4 protein-coding genes are annotated in these 3,866 nt (G+C 71.6%); all 4 read left to right on the top strand.

The features are described 5' to 3' along the window. The first annotated feature begins 97 nt into the window (after positions 1 to 97). The 4 genes from AC1DUQ_RS19010 to ahcY all read left to right on the top strand — a co-directional run bounded on the left by AC1DUQ_RS19010 (position 98) and on the right by ahcY (position 3,724). On the top strand, positions 98 to 373 hold the full coding sequence (locus AC1DUQ_RS19010) for a hypothetical protein (RefSeq protein WP_477063048.1): 276 nt from the start codon (positions 98 to 100) through the stop codon (positions 371 to 373). A gap of 44 nt (positions 374 to 417) precedes the next feature. After that, positions 418 to 1,881: a phosphomannomutase/phosphoglucomutase gene (locus AC1DUQ_RS19015; protein WP_477063047.1), complete on the top strand. Its 1,464-nt coding sequence runs from the start codon at positions 418 to 420 to the stop codon at positions 1,879 to 1,881. Beyond that, positions 1,881 to 2,078 carry a Trm112 family protein gene (locus tag AC1DUQ_RS19020; protein WP_477074355.1) on the top strand — a complete coding sequence of 66 codons (198 nt, stop codon included), beginning with the start codon at positions 1,881 to 1,883 and terminating at the stop codon, positions 2,076 to 2,078. Before AC1DUQ_RS19015 ends, AC1DUQ_RS19020 begins: the two co-directional genes overlap by 1 nt. Before the next feature lie 155 nt (positions 2,079 to 2,233). Further along, positions 2,234 to 3,724: an adenosylhomocysteinase gene (ahcY, locus tag AC1DUQ_RS19025; RefSeq protein ID WP_477063045.1), complete on the top strand. Its 1,491-nt coding sequence runs from the start codon at positions 2,234 to 2,236 to the stop codon at positions 3,722 to 3,724. The last annotated feature ends 142 nt before the right edge of the window (positions 3,725 to 3,866 follow it).

Below are 3,866 nucleotides of genomic sequence, written 5' to 3' on the forward strand. Positions count from 1 at the left end.
GAGCCCGAGCCCGTCGCCCTGCCCGAGGCCGTCGGCGCGATCCTGAACGAGGCACCTCGCCGCGGCCACCTGCGCGTGCTGCGTGGCGAGGGCTGACGTGGCACGTCGCAAGGGCGAGGCCGCGCGTGCGCGCGCCGAGCGGGCGGGTGAGCCCCTCGGCTCCATCAGCCAGCCCACGGGCCCAGGAGTGCCCGGCACGGACGCCTGCCTGCGCTGCGGTGCGACCGATCTGACCAAGATCCGGATGGCGCTCACGGACGGCCGGCAGGTGGTCTTCGTGTCCTGCCCGGCCTGCGAGCAGCGCAACTGGTTCCCCCTCGACGGGAGCGGCACCCCGCTCGACCGGGACGAGGTCGTCGGCGGCGACGCCTGACCCGGCTTGGTCGTGGCCCCGAGGGCCACAGGTACGATGACCGCGTGATCTCCCCTGCAGCCGACCGTGTCGATCTGTCTGCCCTCATCAAGGCCTATGACGTCCGCGGGGTCGTCCCCGAGGAGCTCAACCCCACGGTGGCCCGCGCGATCGGTGCGGCGTTCGCCGACGTCGTGGTGCTCCCCGAGGCGACGGACCGCCCGCGCGTCGTGATCGCCAACGACATGCGTCCCTCGGGTCCCGAGCTGGTCGGTGCGTTCGCGGACGGGCTGGCCGCCCGGGGCGTGGACGTCCTCCTGATCGGTCTGGCCTCCACGGACGGCCTCTACTTCGCCTCCGGCGCGCTCGGCATCCCCGGTGCGATGTTCACGGCGAGCCACAACCCGGCGCAGTACAACGGCATCAAGCTCTGCCGGGCCGGCGCGCGGCCGGTGGGCCAGGACAGCGGCCTGACGACGGTGCGCGAGCTGGCCGGCGACTACCTCGCGGGGTCGGTCCCGGAGGTCGACACCGACCTGCGCGGCTCCGTCGAGGAACGCGACATGCTCACCGAGTACGCCTCGTTCCTTCGGTCGCTGGTGGACCTGTCCGGCATCCGRCCGCTGAAGGTCGTCGTCGACGCCGGAAACGGCATGGGCGGCTTCACGGCACCGGCGGTCCTGGGCACCGACGCCGGCCTGCCCGGGCTTCCGCTCGACATCGTCCCGCTGTACTTCGAGCTGGACGGCACGTTCCCCAACCACGAGGCCAACCCCCTCGAGCCGGAGAACCTGCGGGACCTGCAGGCGGCTGTCGTCGAGCACGACGCCGACCTCGGGCTCGCGTTCGACGGCGACGCGGACCGCTGCTTCGTGATCGACGAGCACGGCGACCCGGTGAGCCCGTCGGCCATCACGGCGCTGGTGGGCCTGCGCGAGGTGGAGCGCGAGCGCGCGGCCGGCCGCACACCGACCGTCATCCACAACCTCATCACGTCCCAGGTGGTGCCGGACCTGCTGCGCGCGGCGGGTGCGACGACCGTCCGCACCCGGGTGGGCCACTCCTTCATCAAGGCGCAGATGGCCGAGCACGACGCGGTGTTCGGCGGCGAGCACAGCGCGCACTACTACTTCCGGGACTTCTTCTTCGCCGACACCGGCATGCTCGCGGCGATGCACGTGCTCGCCGCGCTCGGCGGTCAGCCGCACCCCCTGTCGGCGCTGTCCGAGCAGTTCCAGCCGTACACGGCCAGCGGGGAGATCAACTCCCGCGTCACCGATGTCGCGGCGGCGCGCGAGCGCGTGATCGAGGCGTACGTGACGCAGCAGGGCGCCGGGCCGGTGCAGGTCGACGAGATGGACGGCCTCACGGTCTCCCACTGGGACGGCCACCCGCAGTGGTGGTTCAACCTGCGCGCCTCCAACACCGAGCCGCTGCTGCGGCTGAACGTCGAGGCAGCGGACGAGGACATCATGGAGAAGGTGCGCGACGACGTGCTGGCTCTGGTGCGCCAGGACGGTGAGTACTGATGGGCCGGACGCTGGAGCCCTGGGCGCGCGAGCTGCTGCGCTGCCCCGCGACGGGTGCGACGCTCGTGGACGGTGTGGGGCCCGACGGTGAGCCGACGCTGGTCTCGACCGACCCGGTGAACCCGGTCGCCTACCCGGTGCGCGACGGGATCCCGGYGCTCCTGGTGGACGAGGGCGTTCCCGTCTCTCGCGGCTGACGAACCCGTGTGACGCCGCTCACCCCGGGCTAGCATGTCCCGGACGGCGTGGGTGATGCCCGTGGACCGAGAGGGGTCGCGCCGGCGCGAACGACCAGGGCGCAAGCCCCGGTGCGTCGCGCGCGCCCACGTCACCGGAACCCCGCAGGAGTGAGATGTCTGTGTCCACGTCGTTCTCTGAGCAGCCCGGTCAGTACAAGGTCCGCGACTTGTCCCTCGCCGAGGCCGGCCGGCACCAGATCCGCCTCGCCGAGCACGAGATGCCCGGCCTGATGGCCCTGCGGGACGAGTTCGGTCCCACCCAGCCCCTCGCCGGTGCTCGCGTCGCGGGCTCGCTGCACATGACGGTGCAGACCGCGGTCCTCATCGAGACGCTCGTCGCGCTCGGCGCGGAGGTTCGCTGGGCGTCGTGCAACATCTTCTCGACGCAGGACGAGGCCGCCGCGGCGGTCGCCGTCGGTCCGCAGGGGACGGTGGAGCAGCCGGCCGGTGTGCCGGTGTTCGCCTGGAAGGGCGAGTCGCTCGAGGAGTACTGGGAGTGCACCGAGCAGATCCTCGTGTGGCCCGGGGGCACCGGCCCGAACATGATCCTCGACGACGGCGGCGACGCCACGCTCCTGGTGCACAAGGGCGTCGAGTACGAGGCCGCCGGCGCGGTCCCGTCCGACCCGAGGCCGGGGGAGCCGGGCTACTCCGAGGAGCTCACCGTCGTCCTCGGCACGCTGCGCCGCTCGCTCGCAGCCGACCCGCAGCGGTGGACGACCATCGCCGCGGACATCATCGGCGTCACCGAGGAGACGACCACGGGCGTGCACCGGCTCTACCAGCTGGCCGAGGCCGGGCAGCTGCTGTTCCCGGCGATCAACGTCAACGACTCCGTGACCAAGTCGAAGTTCGACAACAAGTACGGCATCCGGCACTCGCTGCCCGACGGGATCAACCGAGCCACCGACGTGCTCATGGGCGGCAAGGTGGCGTTCGTCGCCGGCTACGGGGACGTGGGCAAGGGTGCCGCCGAGGCGTTCCGTGGGCAGGGCGCGCGCGTGATCGTCTCCGAGGTGGACCCGATCTGCGCCCTCCAGGCGGCGATGGACGGCTACCAGGTGACCCGCCTGGACGACGTCATCGACCAGGCCGACTTCGTCATCACCACCACCGGCAACAAGGACGTGGTCTCCGCCGCGCAGATGGGCCGGATGAAGAACAAGGCGGTCGTCGGCAACATCGGTCACTTCGACAACGAGATCGACATGGCCGGGCTCGCCGCCGTGCCCGGGATCACCCGCACGGAGATCAAGCCGCAGGTGCACGAGTGGACGTTCCCGGCGGACGAGGTCGGCCCCGAGCGTTCGATCATCGTGCTCTCCGAGGGTCGCCTGCTGAACCTCGGCAACGCGACCGGGCACCCCTCGTTCGTGATGAGCAACTCGTTCTCCAACCAGGTCATCGGCCAGATCGAGCTGTTCACCAAGCCCGGCGACTACGCCCGCGAGGTGTACCGGCTGCCCAAGGTGCTGGACGAGAAGGTCGCGCGGCTGCACCTCGACGCACTCGGGGTCCGGCTCACCGAGCTCAGCAAGGAGCAGGCCGAGTACCTCGGGATCGACGCGTCCGGCCCGTACAAGCCGGACCACTACCGCTACTGAGCCGGGTCGGGGACGCCGTGGGGGAGTCGGTGCAGCTGTGACGACTCCACGGCGTCCCGCTGGTCCGCGCGCAGCCGGGCGGTGAGCTCGCGGTCCCGCCGCTCGGCGAGCACGGCCGCGAGGAACGCCTCCGGGTGCGTGC

This window comes from Cellulomonas sp. P4_B5_2 (assembly GCF_056402235.1).

Coding starts and splice junctions, on each gene's coding strand:
- ahcY (WP_477063045.1), top strand. CDS start 2,234: ATGTCTGTGTCCACGTCGTTCTCTGAGCAGCCCGGTCAGTACAAGGTC.